This is a genomic window from Burkholderia sp. Bmkn7 (assembly GCF_041103175.1).
In the GTDB taxonomy this organism is placed as follows: domain Bacteria; phylum Pseudomonadota; class Gammaproteobacteria; order Burkholderiales; family Burkholderiaceae; genus Burkholderia; species Burkholderia cepacia.
In genome coordinates, this window is record NZ_JBGCUH010000002.1 from 786,226 (window position 1) to 801,803 (window position 15,578).

At 68.2% G+C, this 15,578-nt stretch carries 15 protein-coding genes; 8 read left to right on the forward strand and 7 right to left on the reverse strand.

Annotated elements, in window-relative coordinates; all coding sequences use genetic code 11:
* Positions 1 to 43 precede the first annotated feature (43 nt).
* The 4 genes from AB3K92_RS09455 to AB3K92_RS09470 all read left to right on the forward strand — a co-directional run bounded on the left by AB3K92_RS09455 (position 44) and on the right by AB3K92_RS09470 (position 2,698).
* Positions 44 to 724, forward strand: a complete 681-nt coding sequence (locus AB3K92_RS09455; protein ID WP_027789870.1) for an MgtC/SapB family protein — start codon at positions 44 to 46, stop codon at positions 722 to 724.
* A 43-nt stretch (positions 725 to 767) separates the two neighbouring features.
* A complete protein-coding gene (locus AB3K92_RS09460) occupies positions 768 to 1,535 on the forward strand; it encodes a DeoR/GlpR family DNA-binding transcription regulator (protein WP_027789869.1) in 768 nt (255 codons plus the stop codon).
* A gap of 141 nt (positions 1,536 to 1,676) precedes the next feature.
* On the forward strand, positions 1,677 to 2,258 hold the full coding sequence (locus AB3K92_RS09465; RefSeq protein WP_369464893.1) for a molybdopterin-dependent oxidoreductase: 582 nt from the start codon (positions 1,677 to 1,679) through the stop codon (positions 2,256 to 2,258).
* Positions 2,259 to 2,374: 116 nt separating this feature from the next.
* Complete coding sequence (locus tag AB3K92_RS09470; RefSeq protein ID WP_021159959.1) at positions 2,375 to 2,698, forward strand: winged helix-turn-helix domain-containing protein; 324 nt, start codon at positions 2,375 to 2,377, stop codon at positions 2,696 to 2,698.
* A gap of 102 nt (positions 2,699 to 2,800) precedes the next feature.
* Here the strand turns inward: AB3K92_RS09470 and AB3K92_RS09475 are convergent, their stop codons facing one another.
* The 4 genes from AB3K92_RS09475 to motA form a co-directional block, all read right to left on the reverse strand.
* Positions 2,801 to 4,147 (reverse strand): DUF2325 domain-containing protein, encoded by a 1,347-nt coding sequence (locus tag AB3K92_RS09475; RefSeq protein ID WP_369464894.1) that lies wholly within the window; start codon positions 4,145 to 4,147, stop codon positions 2,801 to 2,803.
* A gap of 130 nt (positions 4,148 to 4,277) precedes the next feature.
* Entirely contained in the window at positions 4,278 to 4,829 is a 552-nt protein-coding gene (locus AB3K92_RS09480; protein WP_369464895.1) for a hypothetical protein, read from the reverse strand.
* 372 nt (positions 4,830 to 5,201) lie between these two features.
* Positions 5,202 to 6,158 carry a flagellar motor protein MotB gene (gene motB / locus AB3K92_RS09485; RefSeq protein WP_021159962.1) on the reverse strand — a complete coding sequence of 319 codons (957 nt, stop codon included), beginning with the start codon at positions 6,156 to 6,158 and terminating at the stop codon, positions 5,202 to 5,204.
* Between the two features lie 10 nt (positions 6,159 to 6,168).
* Positions 6,169 to 7,038, reverse strand: coding sequence for a flagellar motor stator protein MotA (gene motA, locus AB3K92_RS09490; RefSeq protein WP_369464896.1), 870 nt, complete (start codon positions 7,036 to 7,038; stop codon positions 6,169 to 6,171).
* Between the two features lie 517 nt (positions 7,039 to 7,555).
* On the opposite strand from motA, the gene AB3K92_RS09495 reads away from it, so the two are divergent.
* Entirely contained in the window at positions 7,556 to 8,440 is an 885-nt protein-coding gene (locus AB3K92_RS09495) for a patatin-like phospholipase family protein (protein WP_021159964.1), read from the forward strand.
* A 142-nt stretch (positions 8,441 to 8,582) separates the two neighbouring features.
* Here AB3K92_RS09495 and AB3K92_RS09500 read toward each other — a convergent pair whose 3' ends face one another.
* The 3 genes from AB3K92_RS09500 to AB3K92_RS09510 form a co-directional block, all read right to left on the reverse strand.
* Positions 8,583 to 10,064 carry an aldehyde dehydrogenase family protein gene (locus tag AB3K92_RS09500; protein WP_111999569.1) on the reverse strand — a complete coding sequence of 494 codons (1,482 nt, stop codon included), beginning with the start codon at positions 10,062 to 10,064 and terminating at the stop codon, positions 8,583 to 8,585.
* Positions 10,065 to 10,092: 28 nt separating this feature from the next.
* Entirely contained in the window at positions 10,093 to 11,043 is a 951-nt protein-coding gene (gene speB / locus AB3K92_RS09505) for an agmatinase (protein ID WP_059857490.1), read from the reverse strand.
* Between the two features lie 168 nt (positions 11,044 to 11,211).
* Positions 11,212 to 12,111, reverse strand: a complete 900-nt coding sequence (locus tag AB3K92_RS09510) for a helix-turn-helix transcriptional regulator (protein WP_060048566.1) — start codon at positions 12,109 to 12,111, stop codon at positions 11,212 to 11,214.
* Between the two features lie 198 nt (positions 12,112 to 12,309).
* Here AB3K92_RS09510 and AB3K92_RS09515 point away from each other — a divergent pair, with 198 nt between their 5' ends.
* From AB3K92_RS09515 to AB3K92_RS09525, 3 genes are all read left to right on the forward strand, one after another.
* The gene (locus AB3K92_RS09515; RefSeq protein WP_027789860.1) at positions 12,310 to 12,654 is read left to right on the forward strand and encodes a cupin domain-containing protein; all 345 of its coding nucleotides are present in this window, start codon (positions 12,310 to 12,312) and stop codon (positions 12,652 to 12,654) included.
* An 84-nt stretch (positions 12,655 to 12,738) separates the two neighbouring features.
* Positions 12,739 to 14,196 (forward strand): FAD-binding oxidoreductase, encoded by a 1,458-nt coding sequence (locus tag AB3K92_RS09520; protein WP_042975380.1) that lies wholly within the window; start codon positions 12,739 to 12,741, stop codon positions 14,194 to 14,196.
* Positions 14,197 to 14,283: 87 nt separating this feature from the next.
* Positions 14,284 to 15,474 carry an MFS transporter gene (locus tag AB3K92_RS09525; protein WP_060070663.1) on the forward strand — a complete coding sequence of 397 codons (1,191 nt, stop codon included), beginning with the start codon at positions 14,284 to 14,286 and terminating at the stop codon, positions 15,472 to 15,474.
* Positions 15,475 to 15,578: the final 104 nt, after the last annotated feature.

Consider the following 15,578-nt stretch of genomic DNA (forward strand, 5'->3'; position numbering starts at 1 on the left):
CCGCGCTTCATCGGATGGACCAGGCAAAGCAAGGAGATCTCGAATGATCAGTCAGCTGGAAATCGTGTCCCGCCTGTTGTTGGCGGCATTGCTCGGGAGCCTCGTCGGCATCGAGCGCGAGCGCCTGTCGTGGGCGGCCGGATTGCGCACCCACATGCTGGTGGCGGTGGGCGCCGCGCTCGTGATGGTCGTGTCGGCGTTCGGCTTCGCGGATGTCCAGAACGCGAAAAACGTGTCGCTGGACCCGTCGCGCGTCGCCGCGCAGGTGGTGTCGGGCATCGGCTTCCTCGGCGCCGGTTCGATCATGCTGCGCGGCGAGATCATCCGCGGCCTGACGACCGCGGCGAGCCTGTGGGTCGTGGCGGCGGTCGGGCTGGCCGTGGGCGGCGGCATGTATGTGGCCGCAATTGCCGCGACGGCGATCGTGCTCGCGATCCTGGCCGGCCTGAAGCCGATCGAGAAACGCTTGTTCGCGACGCGGCAGCGTTGGGGCGTGCGTATCCTCGCGAGCCGCGGCGCCGTGAAGCTGACGTCGCTGCAGGCGATGCCCGGCATCGACCAGGCGCGCATTGTCCGGTTCATCATCGAACAGGACGACGCCGCGCCGGACGACGACCGCATCCACGTGGTGTTTTCGAAGATGACGAGCAGCGAGTGCCAGGCGGTGCGTCAATCCCTGCAGACCCTCGTCGGCATCAAAAAACTGGAGGAGAGCGCTGCGTAGTTCGCCGTTCGAATAACATTGACGTTCATTCCGAGGACATTCCATGTGGCAAGAAGAGCGATACCAGAGAATCCGGCTTCTGTTATCGAAGATGCAGCGGGTTTCCACCGACCGGATCATGGCCGACCTGAACGTGTCGCGGGAAACCGTGCGTCGCGATCTCGTCGATCTCGAAGCGCTCGGTGAACTGAAGCGCGTGCACGGCGGTGCGGTGCAGGTGGGCGACGAAGCGCCGATCGCCGAACGCGCGCAGACCCACGTGAAGGCGAAGCTGGCGATCGCGCGTGCGGCGGCCAGGCTGGTCACGGGCTCGCAGACGCTGTTCATCGACGCGGGCACGACCACGACGCTGCTGGCCGAGGAACTGGCGAAGCTGTCAGGCCTCACGATCGTCACGAACTCGATCGACGTCGCGCTGAAGATGCGGTCGAGCGACCCGGGGCAGGCGAGGAACGAGACGATCCTGCTCGGCGGGATGATCGGCACCCGCGCGGCCGCGACAGTCGGCGACGGCACGGTCGCCGAGATCTTCCGCTATCGCGCCGATCTCGCGCTGCTGTCGCCGGTCGGCGTCGATGCCGTCCGCGGCGCGACCAACTACGACCGGATGGAAACCGAAGTGGCGCGCGCGATGGTGAGCAACGCGGCGGACGTCGCGATCCTGGCCGATTTCAGCAAGCTCGGCACGAACAGCCGGATCAGCTTCTGCGAGCCGGCGCGGATCGGCGCACTGGTGACGGATGCAAAGGCGGAATCGGTCGACAGTTTCAAGAGCCTGAAAAAGGTCATCAAGAACATCGTGCTGTCGTAGCGCCGGGCGGCGCGGGGCACGATCGGCCGCCGTTATGCCGCCCATGCGGCGCGCATTCTGCCGGCCGGCTTTTTCGCGGCGTAATATATCCGCCGATACGACGCAGGCCCGCCCACCGGTAGGCCGTCATGGAGGCGGGCGATGGAGAAGGCTGGGACGGCGGCGTTTTCGGCGCAACAGGCGCAACAGGCGCAACAGGCGCAACAGGCGCAACAGGCACAACAGGCACAACAGGCACAACAGGCACAACAGGCACAACAGGCACAACAGGCGGCGGCAGGCTCGGTCGCACTAACGGGCGCATTCGTGCGGCCGATGACGGTGACCCTCGACGATCTGCGCCGGCACGCGAGCGCGACGGCCGAGCCGTTCGACCTGCGCTGCTTCACGACGAATCGCTTCATCCGCTCGGTCGCGCCGTATCGCGGCGCGCGGCTGAAGGACCTCCTCGACGCGGCCGGGCTGCGCAACGACACGCCGGGCGACTTCAAGCGCATGGTGTTCATCGCGCATGCGCACGACGGCTACGCGGTCACGTTTTCCTGGCATGAACTGTTCAACACGCCGGTCGGCGAACACGTGATCGTCGCGTTCGAATGCGGCGACGCGCCGCTGTCGATCGACGACGGCGCGCCGCTGCTGTTCTCGGGCGCCGACCTCGTGCCCGCGCCGCGCCACGTGAAGCGGCTGGCCGGCATCGTCGCCCGCGTGCTCGAGGTCTGAACCGGCGCGCGGGCGGCATGCGTCGCATCGGCCATCGTGTATGCTTGCCCGCATCGTTCAAAGGGCGGCACAACATGAAGACACCGGCACACCCCAAGCCTGAAGTGCGATTCAGGATGCGTATCCAGCAGGCCGACACGATCGCGCTCGGCCCGGGCAAGGTCGCGCTGCTCGAAGCCGTGCACGAACACGGTTCGATTTCGGCGGCGGCGCGCAGCCTGAAGATGTCGTACCGGCGTGCGTGGCTGCTGATGGACGAACTGAACCGCTCGCTGAAATCGCCGGCGACGGTGTCCGAGCATGGCGGGCAGAGCGGCGGCGGCAGCGTGCTCACGCCGGTCGGCGAGGAGATCATCCGCCTCTATCGCGGGATCGAGGCGCGTGCCTACGCGGCGTGTGCCGACGAAATCGCCGCGCTCACGAAAATGGTGCGGCGCTGATGCGCGCGCTGCGCGAGCGCTTGCCCGGGGCCTGTTGATGCTGACGACGCGCTTGCACTGACCCGCTGAAGGGCAGAGGGAGCGCGTCGAAGCGAATCAGGTCTAGCCGTGCCGCAGGCAGAAGCGCGGCGTGCCGCCCGCGGCGGCATCCGGCGCCATGACGTCGCGCGCCTGTGCATCGAGCCGCCCGATCAGTTCGACGAAGCTGGCGACGCTGGCCGTCCGCAGCGGGTAGTACGCGACGTGGTGGCGTTCGCAGATGCGCTTGAGCAGGTTCATCGAATCGTGGTCGATGCAATCGACCGGGAACACGACCATGTGCGCGCCCGGTAGCGCGGCGGCCAGCAAGCCCTTGCGATCCTCGATACCGCCGTCATGCAGCGTCACGTCACCGCCCGCCGTTTCGACGATCCGCCTGATCGCACGGTTCGAGCCCGGGCGCCCGCCGACGTAGACCAGACGTGTGCCCCGCAGGATCGACAGCGGATCGGCCGCGTGTTCGGCGGGATCGTCCGCCGACGCCTGCACCGCCTGTTCGATCGCACTCGCTTCGGCGCGCAGCGTCTTCACCATCGCCATCAGGTCGTCGAGCCGCGCGCGCATCGCGCGTGCGCTCGCCTGTTCCGCGGCGATCCGCTGCTCGGCCGCCTCGCGGCGGCTCGTATGCAGCGCGAGTCGTTCATCGCGCGCGGCCAGTGCTTCGCGCAGTTCGTGGACTTCGTCGCGCAATGCGCTTTCAGCCGCCGGCGGCTGCGCGTTCCGACGCGCAACGACGGCATCCCGCTCGTGCAGCGCCGCGTCGCGCTGCGCGCTCATTTCTTGCAGGCGCGCCTGCTGCCGGTCGATCTTCGCGTGCAGCGCCGCATTCTCCTCCTCCAGCGCGACCAGCCGCCGGATATCGGCGCGATTGGCCGCGCCGACCAGGTGCGACAGCATGTGCAGGTCGCCGAACGCGGCCTGGCGCACGGCCATCGTCGTGCGCGGATGCGTCATCAGCGCCCAGTAGGCGGGCGGGATGTCGCCGCTCTTGAGCGCCTCCTTCCAGCGCGCAAGAAGGTCATCCGCATCCTGTGCACTGTCGAATGCGCGGATCGCGCCGGCGTAACGCTCGTCGAGCGCCTTGTGCAATGCCTTGGCGCCGGCCGTGCCGTCGATCGCGAGCTCGACGGCGGCGTGATGGATGTCGAGGTCGGTCGCGTGCTGGCGGTCGAGGTCGGTGTATTTCGGCACGAGCCTGCGCAGCTCGTGCGTGGTCAGGCAGGTGCCGATGATCGAGCAGTGCAGGTTCGCGTCGAGCTCGGACAGGCGCGTGCGGCGCTTCAGCTCGGTCAGTTGCGCGCGCGACGGCGCGCAGCATGCATCGACCCGCGTGCCGGTTGCCGCGGGCGGATTACCGCCGGGCGACGAGAGATCCGCCGTGCGGGCAAGGCGAAAGGGCGGAGCGTGCATGTTGACCTCTGTCCGGCATGGTCGGGCCGGAGACGGATGCGCGAAAGATTCTCGAAATATACCACGGAATATAACGAACGAAATTCGGGGGAAATCACCGGGCAATGCGGCGTGGTGCGGCGTGGTGCAGTCAGCAGAGCGCGGTGGGGCGGTCGGTGAGCGGCAGGGCGGCGGAGGGCGATGCCGGGGCGGACGGTGAAACGGGACGCGATGCCGGCGCGTGGCGCTCCATCACGTACTCGACGCACAGCCCGACGAACAGCACGTCGACGCGCTCCAGCGCGTCGACTGCGTCGCGCATCGCGGCCGGGTCGTTGCTGAACGAATCGGAGAACACGTCGTCGCGTGTGCGTTCGAGGCGGCGCGCGTGGCCGATCGCCCGTTCGAGTTCGGGCAGGCGCGTGAAGCGGGCGGTGCGTGCGTCGTCTTCGAGCGTGGACAGCAGTTCACGAAAGCCCATCGCGGACAGCGCATCGTCCTGCGCGTTTTCAGCGTGCGCAGTCGAGAACATCCGGATGAAGCGCACGACGCTGCCGCGCAGGCGCCGGAACGCGTCGACGACATCCGTGATCTGCTGCGCACGCGCGTCGCTCGACAGCGGCCTGAGCGCGCTGATCTTGTGCGCGAGCGGCTGTTCCCGTGCGGTGCGCTGCGGGGCGCGATCCGTCGGCGTGCGGGGCATGGCGAATCTCCGGAAGTGCTGGTTGCGATATATTCTACGGAACATATCGGGTGCGCGAAAAAACGGCACCATGCACGAGACATGGTGCCGTCAGCGGCCCTGGTAACGACCCTCGCAACCGCCCTCGCAACCGCCCTCGCAACGGCCCTCGCAACGGCCCTCGCAACGGCCCTCGCAACGGCCCGAGCAACCGCCCAAGCAACCGCCCAAACAACCGCCCCAACAACCGCCCGAGTCACTCGATGTCGCGCCCGCCCGTTCCGAACGCGACCGTGAAGCCGAGAACCACGCTGCCGCACAAGGGCTGCACGCGGCCCCCGGCCCCCGGCCCCATCGGGCACATCCGCCCCGCGTTCGTGAATGCGCCCGCGCCTAATGCTGCCGCGTGAGCGCCGCCGGCAGCACGGCGGCCCGGGTGCCGGCCGATTCGTCCACCGTCGTCCTGCCGCCGTCCCGAAAGAACGCCTGCTCGGCGGCGTTGTTCATCACGAGGATGCTGATGCGGCGATTGGTCGGCTCGTCCGCGACGTTGCGGTCGAGCGGCAGGACATCCGCGAGCCCGCGCACCTGGAGCAGCTTTTCTTCCCGCAATCCGCCCGCGACCAGCGCGCGCCGCGCGGCGTTCGCGCGATCGCTGGAGAGCTCCCAGTTCGAATAACCCGTGGGGCCGTCGCGATACGGCGTCGAATCGGTATGGCCCGCAATCGACACGCGGTTGTCGACATCGTCGAGTGCCGTACCGATCTGCGTGAGGATCGCGGTGGCATACCCTTCGGGATGCGAACTGCCCGACGCGAACATCGGGCGCTTGAGCGAATCGACGATCTCGATGCGCAAGCCCTCGTGAGTGATCGCGATCCGGATCTGGTCCTGGTACGCGCGCAATGACGGGCTCTGTGCAATCGCCGCGGTCAGCTTCGCCTTCAGGCGCTCGAGCTTCTGCGTATCGACGATGTCGGCCGGTGCCGCGGGCGAACTGGCCGGCACCGGTTGCGCTTTCGCGTCGATGGCCGGCGCCGGGTCCGACAGGTCGCGGCCGCCGCCCTGCACGACGCTCGGGCGCGGCGCCTGTGCGTCTTTCCCGCCGGACAGGAGCGTCGACAGCGGCGTGTTGAAGTAATCCTCGATCCCCTGCTTGTCGTATTTGGACACCGAGCCGAGCAGCCACATCAGCAGGAAGAACGCCATCATCGCCGTGACGAAATCGGCGTAGGCGATTTTCCAGGCGCCGCCGTGGTGGGCGTCGTGGTCCTCGCCTTTCTTGCGGCGCACGACGACGAGCGGTGCCGAGGCGGACTGTTTCGACGGGTTGGAGCGATTGTCGGCCATGGCGCCTCCGTTATGCGGGCCTGGGCGACTTCGTCGCGCGGACGGCCTCGTCGAGCTCCTTGAAGCTCGGGCGATCGGCTGTGAACAGCACCTTGCGGCCGAACTCCACCGCCACCGCCGGCGCGTAGCCGCTCATCGACGCGAGCAGCACGGCCTTCACGCACTGGAACGGCTTGGCCGCGGCGCGGCCCTTCGCATTGAGCAGATCCGCGAGCGGGCCGACGAAGCCGTACGCGAGCAGGATGCCGAGGAACGTGCCGACGAGCGCGCCGGCGATCATCTTGCCGAGCACGGCGGGCGGCGCGCCGACCGAGCCCATCGTATGCACGACACCCATCACCGCCGCGACGATGCCGAACGCAGGCAGGCCGTCCGCCATCTTCTGGATCGCATTGGCCGCGACGGATGCCTCTGCATGGTGCGTATGCAGTTCTTCGTCCATCAGGTCCTGCATCTCGAGCGCATTCACGTTGCCGCCCGACATCATCCGCAGATAGTCGACGATGAAGTCGAGCAGGTGATGGTCTTCGAGCACGTGCGAATACTTCTGGAACAGCGGGCTTTGTTCGGGCGCGTCGACGTCGGCCTCGAGCGCCATCATGCCGTCCTTGCGCGCCTTCTGCAGCAGCTCGTACAGCAGCGCGATCAGTTCGACGTACTGCTGTTTCGTATAACCGCCGCCCTTGAAACAGGTCGGCAGGCTCTTGATCGTCTTCTTCAGCGTCGCGACCGGATTGCTGACGACGGATGCACCCAGCGCGGCGCCGAAAATGCACAGCAGTTCGAACGGTTGCAGCAAGGCCGGCAAGTGGCCGCCCACGCCGATAAAGCTGCCGATCACCGATCCGATCACGACGATCCACCCGATGGCTACAAACATGATTACCTCTTGCGCGGCTCGCGCGGCTGCATCTGTTGTCGAAAAGCGGGCGGGACGTCCGGCCATCCCGCTCCATGCCCGCGACGGCGCCGGATCGTTGCGTGTCGAATGCGAATCCGGCGGCCGTCCCGATGTATCGCGGCGCGACGCGGGTCGGCGGGTGTTGATGCAATAACGGCGGTCGCCGGGGTGACTGAACCCGTGATTCCACGTAGCGCGCGCGATTCACGCGTGGCACACGTTTGCGAGCGGCGGTATGCGCGATTTGCTTGATCGAAGTCAAAAATTGGGCGCCTTCGCGCGAATTTCCGTCTGGAGGCGGCCCGGAACACGGCGGCGAACGACACACCCATCGCGACGGAAGGCGCCGCGCGGAACGCCGGGGAACGCGGCGCGCGGCGCGTTCCCCGGCCGGCGCGGGTTCGCGCGCCGGCAGGGTTTTCATCAGGACATCCGGGGCGCCGCACGATCCATCATGGAGAAAGCACCGTCGCAGCCAACCGCAGGAGGGCGCACCGTGACGTCCGATCCCACTTCCTCGACCGCCTTCGTGTTCGCCGGCGGCGGCAGTCTCGGCGCGATCGAGGTCGGCATGCTTCGCGAGCTGGTCGCGAGCGGCGAACGGCCCGATTGCGTCGTCGGCGCGTCGGCGGGCGCGATCAACGCCGCCTATTTCGCCGGCCGGCCGGACGAGGACGGCGTCGCGATGCTCGCCGCGCTGTGGTGCCGGATCCGCCGCCAGGACATCATGCCGTTCTCGATGCGCAGCCTCGTCGCGATGCTGCTGCGCAACCGGCCGCATCTGGTCGAGGCCGATGCGCTGCGCCTGCTGCTGGAAAGGAACCTGCCGTACCGGCGGATCGAGCAGGCCGCGTTGCCGCTCCATATCGTCGCGACCGACGTGCTGAACGGCCGGGAAGTCGTGCTGTCCGCCGGCCCGGTCGTGGATGCCGTGCAGGCCAGCGCGGCGATTCCCGGCGTGTTTCCGTCGGTCAGCATCGGCGGCGTGGAACTCGTCGACGGCGGCGTCGCGAACAATACGCCGATCTCCGTTGCGATCGCGCTCGGCGTCAAGCGGATCGTCGTGCTGCCGGCCGGGTTCGCCTGCGCGTTGCGTGTACCGCCGCGCAGCGCGATCGCGCATGCGACGCACGCGCTGACGCTCGTGATCGCGCGGCAACTGGTGCGCGATCTGGAGTTGTACGGGGCACGCGCGCAAATCCACGTCGTGCCGCCGCTCTGTCCGCTCGACGTGTCGTCATACGATTACTCGCAGTGCGCGCAACTGATCGACAAGGCCGCGGAACGCACGCGTGCGTGGATCGACGCGGGCGGCCTCGCTCAGTGCGAGATTCCCGGCCAGCTTCGCGAGCACGACCATGCCGCCGTGCTGTCGCATTGAGGGTGGCTCACGCGCGTTGAAATCTCGTGATCGGCGCTAGCCGAACACCCCGGCGCTCTCCCCGAAAATCCCCGAAGAACCAAAAAAAAACGGCACCGTGCACGAGTCACGGTGCCGCCAACGGCCTGAACGGCCGCACTGGTCAGTCGATCGCGCGCATCGCGTGGCGCAGTTCCTGATAGCTGCGCAGCCCCGCGACGCCGAGCTCACGGCCGATTCCGCTGAGCCCGAACCCGCCCCAGCACACGTGCGGATAGATGAGCTGCGGCGCGTTGATCCACACGAGCCCCGCGCGTACGCGCTGCTGGAACTGTTTCGCGATACCGGCATCGCGCGTCACGACGGTCGCGACGAGCCCGTAGCGCGTGTCGTTCGCGAGCGCAATCGCCTCGTCGTCGGTGCGGAACGATTTCACGCACGCGACGGGGCCGAACACTTCGTCGGTCCACAGCGGGTTGTCGGCGGCGGGCTCGGCGATCACGACGGGCGCCATGAAGAAGCCCGCACCGCCGGCATCCGTCACCCGGCCGCTGAAGGCGACGCGTGCGCCCGCATCGATGCCGTGCTGGAGCATCGTTTCGACGCGCGTGCGCTGCGCGGCCGAGATCAGCGGCCCCATCGCGACCTGTGCCGCGGCGGGCGGCGCGACGACGAGCGCACGCACGGCCGTCTCGAACGCGGCCATGAAGCTGCGGTACACGCTGTCGTGCACGAGGATGCGCGCGGTGGCCGAGCACATCTGGCCCGCGTTCGTGAACGCGCCCGCAACCGCGAGCGACACCGCGACGTCGAGATCGGCGTCGTCGCGCACGATCAGCGACGACTTGCCGCCGAGTTCGAGCGTCACGCGCTTCATGTCGACGGCCGCGGCCTGCATGACCTTGCGGCCGGCCGCCGTGCTGCCGGTAAACGAAATCTTGTCGATCAGCGGATGCGCGGTCAGCGCCGCGCCGACCTCGGCGCCGCCGTTCACGACGTTGACGACGCCGGCCGGCAGCCCCGCCTGCTCGACGATCTCGAGCAGCGCGTGCTCGGTCGGCGACGTGAGTTCGGACGGCTTCAGCACGACCGCGCAGCCGGCCGCGAGCGCGGGCGCGAGCTTCCATGCGGTCGTGACCATCGGGAAGTTCCACGGCATGACGAGCGCCGCGACGCCGACCGCGTCGTAAAAGCGTTCGGCCGTGACGGCGTCGCTCGGCAGCGCGACCGGTTCGGCCGCGAACAGCGCCGGGTCTTCGCACAGCTTCGCGTAGTACGCGAACGTGGCGGCAACGTCGCCGACATCGGCCTCGGCCTCGAACGGCGGCTTGCCGCTCACCTGCATCTGCAGTGCCGCCAGGCGGTCGCGCGATGCCTCGACACGTTCGGCGATCGTCGCGAGCATCCGGCCGCGTTCGGCCGGCGGCGTGTCGCGCCAGCCGGCGAATGCGTCGCGCGCGGCACGCACCGCGGCGTCGACGTGCGCGGCCGTCGCGAATTCCTGCCAGCCGATCGCGTCGCCGGTCGACGCGTTGAAGATCGGCGCGCCGGCCTGGTCGGAATGCGTGTGCACGGACTGCCCGGCGATGCGCGCGGCGGGCAGCACGAACGTCGCGGCGGAAGGGGAAAGCTCGGCGGTAGACATGAGGTTCATCCTGTCGAGGTCGGTCGGGTTAGCGGTAGGCGACGCCCGGCATCACGCAGAGCATCTCGAACGCGAGGTTCGCGCCCGTGAGCGCGGTGGTGCCGGTCGGATCGTACGGCGGCGCGACTTCGACGAGATCCGCGCCGACGATGTTCAGGCCTTTCATCCCGCGGATGATTTCCAGGCCCTGCTGCACGGTGAGGCCGCCGATTTCCGGCGTGCCGGTGCCGGGTGCGAACGACGGGTCGAGACCGTCGATGTCGAAGCTGAGATACACCGGCGTGTCGCCGACGCGTTCGCGCACCTGCGCCATCAGCGGCGCGAGCGACTGGTTCCAGCATTCCTCCGCCTGCACGACGGTGAAGCCCTGCTGGCGGCACCAGTCGAAATCGTCCGCGTGGTAGCCGGTGCCGCGCAGGCCGATCTGCGTGACCTTGTCGCATTGCAGCAGCCCGTCCTCCACCGCGCGGCGGAACGGCGTGCCGTGCGCGATCTTCTCGCCGAACATCGTGTCGTTCACGTCCGCGTGCGCGTCGACGTGGACGACGGCGACCTTGCCGTACTTCTTGTGCAGCGCGCGCAGGATCGGCCACGCGATCGTGTGATCGCCGCCGAGCGTGATCGGCCGGCAGCCGTTCGCGACGATCGCGTCGTATGCCTCTTCGATGCGGCGCACCGAGTCTTTCAGGTCGTACGGGTTGGTCGCGACGTCGCCGATGTCAGCCACCTGCAGCGAATCGAACGGTGCGGCGCGGGTGGCCATGTTGTACGGGCGCAGCAGCACGGATTCGGTGCGGATCTGACGCGGGCCGAAGCGCGAGCCCGAGCGGTTCGACGTGCCGAGGTCGAGCGGCACGCCGACGAAGCACACGTCGAGGCCGTCGGTCGTCTCGGCTTGCGGCAGGCGCATCATCGTGGCGATGCCGCCGAAGCGCGGCATCTCGTTGCCGCCCATCGGTTGATTGAGTTCGCGGGGCATGGGGCCGTCTCCTTTATCTGAGGTCAAGCGATCGGCCGATGGTAGAGGAGAACGCCCGCGCGAAGATTTTGAAGTCGCAACGTTTACATCGACGGGGCTCGATGCAAGTGGCGCCGCCGCATCGACGCGGCGCAACCGAACGCGGCCGCGCGGCCAGGTCAGGCCGGATCAGGCCTGATCCGGCCGGCGCGAGAGGGCCGGCGGCGCGGCGCCGTCGTGCGGGCCGGAGGAAGGGAACGCGGTGGTCGCCGAACCCCACGCGGCGAGTTCGCGCTTCGTGCGCACGCCGAGCTTCGCGAACGCGCGTTTCACGTACGACTCGGCCGACGCGACGCGCACGCCGAGGATCTCCGCCGTTTCCGGCACGGTCTTGCCGGAAAGCAGGTGCTTGCAGGTTTCGTATTCGCGCTTCGACAGCTTCACGCCGTCGGCCGCGATGCGCGCGTCGAACTGTGCGAGCGGGTGGACTTCGGGCGTCGGGTGCGCAATGCGCCGCGCGGCCGTGGTCGACGCGTGCAGTTCGAGCAGCGGGAACAGCACGTCGCTGATGCTGCGAAAGCGGTTCATCTCGGCGAGCGTGAACGGCGGCCGGTCGCGGCCGCGCTCCAGCGCGATCGAATGCTGCGAATAACGCGTGCCGCGTGCGAGCACGCATTCGTGGCCGATCTGTACGTCGTCGAACAGCCGCTGGCGGAATTCGCCGGGCGGGATCGCCGCGATGTCGCGCACGACGAGCATCGTGCCCGTCTTGCCGCGCAGCCCCGCGAACAGCGGGTCGCTGTCGAGAAAACGCTCGTAGTAGAGCGTCATCACGTCGGAGACGTCGGCGCTCGCCGCGCCGATGCCGCTGCTGCCGATCCATTCGCATCGGTAGCCGGTGGGCATCGAGCCGTCGACGCGCGAGCGTTCGACGTGCGCGACGTCGAGCGGCACCACTTCATTGAGCAGTTGCGTGAGGCGCGGCACGAAGTGCGGCGTGCCGACCGTCTCGATCAGCTCGCCCAGCGCCTTGAACGACACGTTGAAGCGGTCGTTGTCGCGGTGGAAGGGGTTCACGTTGAGCAGCATGCGGTTCCCCGGTGAAAAGCCGGCGGATTGTAGCGTCGGCCACGCAAAACGTCATTAGGGGGAAATCCCGTCGGGTGTCCCGGCGACCTGCCCGGCCCCGGAAAACACCGCTTGTCCCCCCCGGAGGGGGGCATACCGGGGCAGTGTAAATGAGTAACTTTGTCTCTGCTTTTTTCAATCAAGAGACGAAAGATTCTGATGACCAAACTGATCAAGGACATCCTGCCGCTCGGCGCAGGCATCGGCGAATTCACGAAGCTCGACTTCGGGATGGACGAAAGCGACTGGCGCGCGGCGGAAGGCAAGAGCGGCAACTACCTCATCGGCTGGTGGGAAGGCAAGGTCGGCTCGGTGGAGTTTCCGGAAACCGCGGCCGACGAAGCGGTGTGGCTCGTCGAGGGCCGGATCGCGCTGACCGACGTCGAAGGCAACCGCAAGGAATTCACGCCGGGCCAGGGCTACCTGCTGCCGGCCGGCTTCGCGGGCCGCTGGGAGACGATCGAGGACGCGAAGAAGTTCTACGTGCTGCTCGAGAAGTCGTGATGGTCGAAGCCGCCGCCGTGGTGTCGTCGTCCGTGTGACGCGCGCCCGGTGGCGGTTTCGTTTCCGCGTGTGATGGCAGGGATCATGGAAATGGAAGTCAAGGCAAGAGAGACTGCACCGGCGCAGGCGCACGCATTGCGTGGCGCGCCGGTCGCATTGGGCGTCGAGGCGGCGCTCGCGAATACGAAGCTGTTCCCGTACTGGCTCGACAACCCGGCCGCGCCGGCCACCGAGCCGGAACTCGTCGGCGACGTGACGGCCGACCTGCTGATCGTCGGCGGCGGCTTCACGGGGCTGTGGTCGGCCGTGCAGGCGAAGGAACAGATGCCGCACCTGAACGTGGTGCTGATCGAGGCCGGCAAGGTCGCGCACGGCGCATCGGGCCGCGCGGGCGGGATCATCTCGACGTCGGTGATGCACGGGCTGCCGAATGCGGTGCGCGTGTTCCCGAACGACATCGCGCAGCTCGAGGCGTTCGGCCATCACAACCTCGACGGCTTCGAGGAAACGCTGAAGCGCTACGACATCGACGCCGACATCGAATGGAACGGCGAGATGACGGTCGCGGTCGATCCCGAGCACATCGCGCACCTGAAGGGCGATTACGACCTGCATCGCGAGTACGGCCACAACGTCGTGCTGCTGAACCGCGACGAAACGCTCGAACAACTGAATTCACCGCTGTTCGCGGGCGCGTTGTGGTCGCGTAACCGCAGCGGCATCGTGCATCCGGCGAAGCTCGCGTGGGGGCTGAAGCGCGCGGCGCTGTCGCTCGGCGTGAAGCTGTACGAGCACACGCCGCTCGTGACCGTGACCGACGAAGGCAGCACCGTGTTCGTGAAGACGCCGAAGGGCAGCGTGCGCGCGCCGCGCGTCGTGTTCGGCAGCGGCACCGCGAAGGTCGGGATTCCCGACATCAACCGCCGCGTGATGCAGGTGCGCGACCACGTGCTCGCCACCGAGCCGCTCACCGACGAACAGCTCGCGCGGATCGGCTGGAAGAATCGCCAGGGCGTGTACGACACGCGCACGCAGCTCAACTATTTCCGGCTGACGAAGCACAACAACATCATCTTCGGCGGCCTGGTGAGCTATCACTTCGACGGCGATCCGGAACCGCATCAGGACGGCCAGCGCGAGACGTATTACCGGCTCGCGGAAGCGTTCTACCGCACCTTCCCGCAATTGAGCGACGTGCGCTTCTCGCATGCGTGGGGCGGCCCGATCGACTACTGCTCGCGCGGCTCGGTGTTCGCGAAGCGCTATCTCGGCGACAAGGCCGTGTTCGTCGCCGGCTATACGGGTTTCGGCGTCGCGGCGAGCCGGTTCGGCGCGTTCATGGGGCTGAACATCCTGTTCGATCGCGACAGCCCCGAGCGCAAGCTCGACATCGCGAACCAGAGCCCGAGCTACATCCCGCCCGAGCCGATGCGCTGGGTCGCCGCGAAGATCACGTTCCATGCGTTCGATGGCGCCGATGCGGAAGGCGGCTGGAAGCGCGCGTGGATCAGCGGCATCAAGGCGATGGGCTTCCCGATGTAAGCGACACGGCGGCCCGGGCCGGGCCGCCGCCATAACCCGCTCCCTCGAGGAGACGGTCCGCGCCGCGGACACGGAGAGAGACATCGAATGAACGTAGTGAACCTGCAGGACGAAGCGCGACAGGAAAGCGCGCCGTTCGTCGTCGTGATGCTGCTGCTCGGCATCCTCGGGCCGACGGTCTTCCTCGGCCTGCCCGCGATCGTCGGGCAGGTCGAACGCCATTGGGGCTTCGGCGAAGCGGCGCTCGGGCTGTCGAGCTTCATCGAGGTGCTCGGCGAATCGACGGGCACGCTGCTCGTCGCGTTCGTGCTAGGCCGCCAGCCGGTGCGGTGGGTGCTCGCGGGCGCGGTGACGCTCGCGGCCGGCGCGAACCTCGGCACGCTCGCGACGCACGGGCTCGTCGCGTATTCCGCGTTGCAGTTCATCGCGGGCGTCGGCTCGGGCGGGCTGAACGGGATCGCGCTGCGCTACCTGTCGTACTCGCGCGCGCCGGAACGCAATCTCGGGATCATGCTGATGGGGCAGGTGGCGTGGAGCATGGTGCTGCTGGCCTACATCTTCCCGATGCTGAGCGACGCATGGGGCGCGCACGGCGTGTTCGGTTTCGTCGCATGCGTGCTCGGCGTATTCGTGCTCGCGACGCCGCTGTTTCGCCGGGGCGAGACGCTGGCCGCCCCGGCACCGGCCGGCGTCGCCGGCCGCATCGACCGCCGGGGCGCGATGCTCGTGCTGTGCGCGCAGCTCGCGCTGTACGGCGGCGTCGGCGTCGTGTGGACCTTCCTCGAGAAGATCGGCACTGCGGCGGGCCTGAGCGGCAGGTCGGTGTCGCTCGTGCTCGGCGTCGCGAACGTCGCGAGCCTCGTGATCTGCGCGGCGATGCCGAAGCTCGGCGCGGGCGCGGGCCTGCGCCGCTGGGCGCTCGTCAACCTCGGCGGCTGCGCGGTCGCGGCGGTGCTGCTCGCGATGCCGGCATCGGCCTTGACGTTCACGCTCGGCGCGGTCGTGTTCATCGGCTGCTGGACGGGCGGCGCGCTGCTGATCTACGCGACGATTCCGCAGTACGACCTGGTCGGCAAGTCGGCCGCGCTGTCGCCGGGCTGCGTCGCGCTCGGCTATGGCGTCGGCTCGGTCGCGGGCGGCTCGCTGATCGAGCGCGCAGGCACGCAGTCGGCGCTGATCGCGGCGATCGTGCTGTGCGCGGTGGCGTTCCTGTGCTACCGGCGGCTGCGGCCGGCCGTGTTCGGCATGGAACACGCGCTCGCGGTGGCACCTGAATGACGGTTTCGACGCGCACCGCTGCCGATGGCGGCGCGCGTCCGGTCAAGTTCATCGGCGAAGGCGGCGGGCGTGGCGCGCGATGCGCGTCGTGCCGGCCGGGCAAC